At 58.1% G+C, this 5,277-nt stretch carries 5 protein-coding genes and 2 pseudogenes; 5 read left to right on the top strand and 2 right to left on the bottom strand.

Annotated elements, in window-relative coordinates; all coding sequences use genetic code 11:
• Both APR53_01600 and APR53_01605 read right to left on the bottom strand, forming a co-directional pair.
• Nucleotides 1-242, bottom strand: a pseudogene (locus tag APR53_01600).
• Between the two features lie 305 nt (nt 243-547).
• The gene (locus APR53_01605) at nt 548-1,420 is read right to left on the bottom strand and encodes a hypothetical protein (GenBank protein KQC03150.1); all 873 of its coding nucleotides are present in this window, start codon (nt 1,418-1,420) and stop codon (nt 548-550) included.
• A gap of 39 nt (nt 1,421-1,459) precedes the next feature.
• On the opposite strand from APR53_01605, the gene APR53_01610 reads away from it, so the two are divergent.
• The 5 genes and pseudogenes from APR53_01610 to cdc6 all read left to right on the top strand — a co-directional run bounded on the left by APR53_01610 (nt 1,460) and on the right by cdc6 (nt 5,277).
• Entirely contained in the window at nt 1,460-2,386 is a 927-nt protein-coding gene (locus tag APR53_01610; GenBank protein ID KQC03154.1) for a UDP-glucose 4-epimerase, read from the top strand.
• Nucleotides 2,387-2,398: 12 nt separating this feature from the next.
• Nucleotides 2,399-2,881, top strand: a complete 483-nt coding sequence (locus APR53_01615) for a ligand-binding protein SH3 (protein ID KQC03151.1) — start codon at nt 2,399-2,401, stop codon at nt 2,879-2,881.
• Nucleotides 2,878-4,041, top strand: a complete 1,164-nt coding sequence (locus APR53_01620; protein ID KQC03152.1) for a phosphoglycerate mutase — start codon at nt 2,878-2,880, stop codon at nt 4,039-4,041. The genes APR53_01615 and APR53_01620 overlap by 4 nt, the downstream gene beginning before the upstream one ends.
• A gap of 239 nt (nt 4,042-4,280) precedes the next feature.
• Nucleotides 4,281-4,919 (top strand): hypothetical protein, encoded by a 639-nt coding sequence (locus APR53_01625; protein ID KQC03153.1) that lies wholly within the window; start codon nt 4,281-4,283, stop codon nt 4,917-4,919.
• A 49-nt stretch (nt 4,920-4,968) separates the two neighbouring features.
• Nucleotides 4,969-5,277, top strand: a pseudogene (gene cdc6, locus APR53_01630).

A 5,277-nucleotide genomic window follows, 5' to 3' on the forward strand; every position in this document is an offset into this window, starting at 1 on the left:
GGTGTCGGTTTTGGCGTGGGGGGGGTGGGCGGAATCGGCGGGTTGCTGTACTGCCGCGGACCATGCAGGGGAGAGCTGTTGACACTCCCCTCCGGAGTTTCATTGAGGAAAAATGGCTGCAGAGGCTCGGCAAGTTCGGGCAGCTCAAAAATAATCGTCAGTCCACCGGCAATAAAACATAAAAAAATAATGAGAAGAACCGTACCGATGTGCCTTGTTCGCTGCTGTGAGGAATCGTGCATGAAAAACACCCCTGATTGCTGGGATTCACGTGTTGTGTGCGGCCGTGAAGGGAACGGCACGGCAACTCTGGTACGTATAATTAATATGAATGCGAATATATTAAATGGATTTGCCAAACAAAGCCGAAATCATAAAAGATAGTACGGTTTGATATACATAAACAGCGGGGAAATCAGGGATATGCCCCAAATCCTTTTTTAAAGCCCGTTTACACAATAATTCCGGAAATGGTGCGGCGCACCAGGTGGCTAAAATGCGGAGAAAAAAGAATTTTTGTGCCACAATGGCCCACGCGGCTACGGACTCAGCGTTGTACCGGGATTCCGAGTACTGACGGCACACCCGAGAATACGTCGCGGGCAATGCGCCAGAGGCCCCGTGCCGCGCACCATTCGTCATAGACCGCAACCGGGAGGCCGAGCAGCCGTTCAACCTCAGGGGCGATTACCGGTGCCTCCGAACCGGCAAGGGCGACCGATGCCGCCGGATTGAGCACTCTCATGGCGGCACACTCCATGGCGGCAAACAGGGCAAGCGTACCGGCACGCTCCTCAGGGGGCATGGTCGCATCGACACCCGCAGCAAGGAATGCCTCGTTCGCCGAGCATTCCCCACGGTCAATCCGGCGAATCGCATCGACATCGATGGCACCGTGCTTCGTCCCGGGTGCGAAGATGCAGGCATCGAAAGCACCGGTGATGCACCAGCCCGAAACGAGAAGCGTTACGGTATTGGAACTGGCATCGCAGGCGATTACATCGCCTCCCAGGTCACGGCAGACCTCGTAGGCGATACCGATCTTCTCGGGGCTCGTCTGATGGGAGTAAGCCTTGAACCGCGGATCCGTGGGAGAACCGCGGTGGATGCCGGGGATGACAACGGCGGGGATACCGGAGTGTGCAATCTCGTCAAATACACGGGTGCCCCCTCCGATGTGCTCTCCGGCGCCCTTCTGGGAGACGACACCGCGGTTCTTCACTTTATCGACAGGAGTGATTGCAGCAATCCCGTCTCCCATCGAGTAGCAGACGGCGATACACTCGATCTCCGACAGGGGGCAGAGGCGTTCCAGATCGCGCACGTGAAACTCCCGTGCATCGGTGCGGGACATTTTGAATTCACCGGATTCGCAGGCAAATCGCATCGCCGTCGTGCCGTGGTCAATCCCGATAAACATATCACTATCCCTATAGCATGGGAGACCTATTAGTCTATGATGTTCTGTGTCGTGACCGGCGGGGCCGGTTTCATCGGATCGCACCTTGTGGACGCGCTGGTGGCACAGGGGGACCGGGTATGCGTCATCGACAACCTGAAAGGCGGCCTCCGGGAGAATCTGGAAGGCCACCTCGCCCGCGGCGGCATCAGTCTGCATGTGGCCGATCTGCTCGACGACGGATGGCAGGAGATACTCTCCGGGGCCGATCGCGTCTATCATCTGGCAGCCGATCCCGACGTCCGGGGAAGCGCACGCACCCCCGATGCGGTCTTCCGGAACAACATCGTCGCAACAGAACGGGTGCTCGAGGCAATGCGGCTGTACGGCGTCCCCGAGATCGTCTTTACCTCGACCTCGACGGTATACGGGGAGGCGACCGTGATCCCGACACCCGAGGATTATGCCCCCCTTGAACCTATCTCGGTATATGCGGCGACAAAACTGGCGGGAGAGGCACTCATCTCGGCATACTGCGCATCGTTTTCGATGCGGGCGTGGGTATTCAGGTTCGCAAACATCATCGGCCCCCGGAGTTCGCACGGCGTGATATGGGACTTTATCAGGAAACTGAAGGATAATCCGGAAGAACTTGAAATACTCGGTGACGGCCGGCAGACGAAATCCTATCTCGATGTCCGGCATTGCGTGAAAGCGATGCTCTTTGCCACGGATCACGCCACCGGAGCATATTCGGTCTACAATATCGGGTCGGAAGACTGGGTCGATGTAAAAGCGATTGCAGATAGTATCTGCCGGGAGATGGGACTCTCAGGGGTTAGGTACCGGTTTACCGGCGGTGACCGCGGATGGGTCGGCGATGTGCCGAAGATGCAGCTGTCAGTCGAAAAACTGAAAGAACGCGGCTGGAATCCGGAAATAGGATCGAAGGAGTCCGTGACCGCAGCCGTGCGGGCAATGCTCTGATGCGGGTGTACTATGGACGCATGGCTTTCGGTTATCGTTCTCATCCTCTCCGCAACACCGTTTTTCGAGGCGCGATATGCGATCCCGCTTGCCATCAATACCTTCGGGTTTGCACCGGCAGAGGCGTTTTTGCTCGGCCTCCTGGGAAATATCGTGCCCGTCATTCTCCTGCTCCGGTACCTGGAGTCGGTGGAGGAGAGACTCAGTGCCCGCTTTGCGGCCTTTCACCGCTTTTTCACCTGGTTGTTTGAACGAACACGGCGGCATTCCGAGCGTTTCGAGCGATGGGGAGCGCTCGCACTCATTCCCTTCGTGGCTGTCCCCCTGCCGGTGACCGGCGCGTGGACGGCCTGTGCCGCCGCGTTCGTCTTCGGCATCAGGTTCAGGTATTCACTGCCGGCAATTGCCGCAGGCATGGTCATCGCCGCAGTGCTTACGACTCTTGGCATCACAACTCTAACCACACTGTTGGGCGTTCTTGGAGATATTGCATGAAATACATCGTTATTCTCGGTGACGGCATGGCGGACGAGCCGCTCGAAGAGCTGGGCGGAATGACTCCGCTTGCGTACGCACGGACCCCGAATATGGACCGGATCGCACGAGAGGGGCGGACCGGCATGCTGAAAACCGTGCCCGAAGGCTTTGAACCGGGCAGTGATATTGCAAATCTCTCCGTGCTCGGATACAATCCGCGGGAGTATTATACCGGGCGGGGCCCGCTGGAAGCGGTGAGCATGGGAATCGATCTCGGGCCCGCAGATCTCGCATACCGGTGCAACCTCGTCACGGTGGAAGACGGCATCATGACGGATTTCTCGGCCGGCCATATTTCAAGCGCGGAGGGTGCCGCACTCTTCAAAGACCTTGGGGCACGTCTCCCGGACGTCGGCCTGCACCCCGGCATCAGCTACCGTAACCTTCTCGTGCTTCCCGGGGGTCAGGGCGCGGTAACCACCCCGCCCCATGACATCGTAGGCGAACCTGTCGCGGGGTACATGCCAGAGGGACCCGATGCGGATATCCTGCTCAAATGCATGGAAGAGAGCCGGAGAGTCTTCGCGTCCCATTCCGTCACTGCCGGGAGGGTGCGCTCGGGAAAACGGCCCGCCACCATGATATGGCCGTGGAGCGGCGGAAAGAAGCCCTCGCTCCCACCTTTCAGGGAGCGTTACGGGCTCTCGGGCGGGATGATCTCTGCCGTCGACCTCTTAAACGGCATCGCCCGGTGCGCAGGGATGGAGGTGATCCGCGTGCCCGGGGCGACGGGCTACCTCGATACCGACTACGAGGCAAAGGCGCTCTATGCCATCGAGGCTCTGAGACGCCTGGATTTTATCTATCTCCATGTGGAGGCGCCCGACGAGGCGGGCCATCTCGGGAGTGTCCGGGAGAAGCTCCGTGCAATCGAACGGGTAGACGACATCGTCGGTACCGTTCTTGACGCCGTGGAGGGCATTATCGCCGTGCTCCCAGATCATCCGACTCCAATCAGGCTGAAAACGCACACGGGCGACCCCGTTCCGTTCGCGGTGCGGGGACTCGGCAGGGATGACACAAGCGCTTATTCCGAGAAGGATGCGCGAAAGGGATCGTTCGGCCTCATGGACGCAATGGATTTCCTCCCGGTGCTGACGGGCAAAAAAACCGTGTAGCGCCCGAATCGCTGTCACGTAATAAGGGGGAACCGGTGCACAGGAAGAAGTCGCTCATGCGGAAATGGCATCAGTTCCCTGCATCATCATCAGATCAGTGGGGGTAACTCTCATCATCTGCCATTTCCGCAATGAATCGTGTCCGGAAAAACAGATAAGTATCTGTTCGCGAGAGGGAAATATCCTCTGCAGAGGCACATCCGGGGCGGCGCCCTGTACCGCACAACTATTTACCGGAAATGCACAATATCCTTTCAGGTGTTATGTCCGCAAAGAAACATCTCACAATAGGAATCACCGTCAACCTCGAGCATTACGAAAACCTCCGACTTGAGGTGAATGGTGAGGTAGAGACACAGGAGGACGCCGGCCGGCTTGTCGAGTATCTCGACGGCGTTCTCGCCGGAATGGGCAGGAATGACCCCGACACCATGAAGCGGGTGGACAGCTACCGGACACGGGTCCTCATGAACGTGCCGGAAACCGTACCGGCTGCGGTCCCGTCGCCGGCAATGCCGCCTGAGAAGCCGGAGCGGCCCGAGCAACCACTTGTCGCAGAGAATCCGGTGATCGAAGCGATCCCGGACGGCTCACTCCCCGAGTCCCTCTATCATACGCCCGCCGACGCACCCTGCGTTGGTGAGGATGCGGACCACGCGCGAGAGCGGGCCGGGGTGGGACTTCATGAAACATGCAATGCAGCAGCACCTTCCTTAGACATCCATCGCGCCCAAAAGCCGCCGGAGCAGGAGACGGCAGAAATCGTGTGCAGCGCCTGTGGAAATAAGATCTCAAAGACCCAGAACGAACTCTCCCAGCTCCTTATGGACAAGTCCTTCTGCAAGAAATGCATGGAAAAGCAGATGAAGACGGGGTGAAAGTGAAAAGATGGCATCTATATATATTCCGTAGGCAAGGTTCTGTGGTATGAAGCGAAATCTGCTGATGTGGGACGAAACTCTCTTCCGCGATCCCGAGGTCTTCGAGATCGATCATGTCCCCGAGCAGTTCAATTACCGCGACACACAGATGCGGGAACTGGCGTTTCAGGTCAGGCCCGGGATGCGGGGCGGGCGCCCGCTGAATACGATCTGCCGGGGGCTGCCCGGTACGGGAAAGACCACGAGTGTGAAGAAGATCTTCTCCGATATCGAGGAGCAGACGAAAAAACTTGTCCCGGTGCATGTCAACTGCCAGATCGACAATACCAAATTCGCCATTTTTTCCCAGATCTAC

Source organism: Methanoculleus sp. SDB (assembly GCA_001412355.1).
GTDB lineage: Archaea > Halobacteriota > Methanomicrobia > Methanomicrobiales > Methanomicrobiaceae > LKUD01.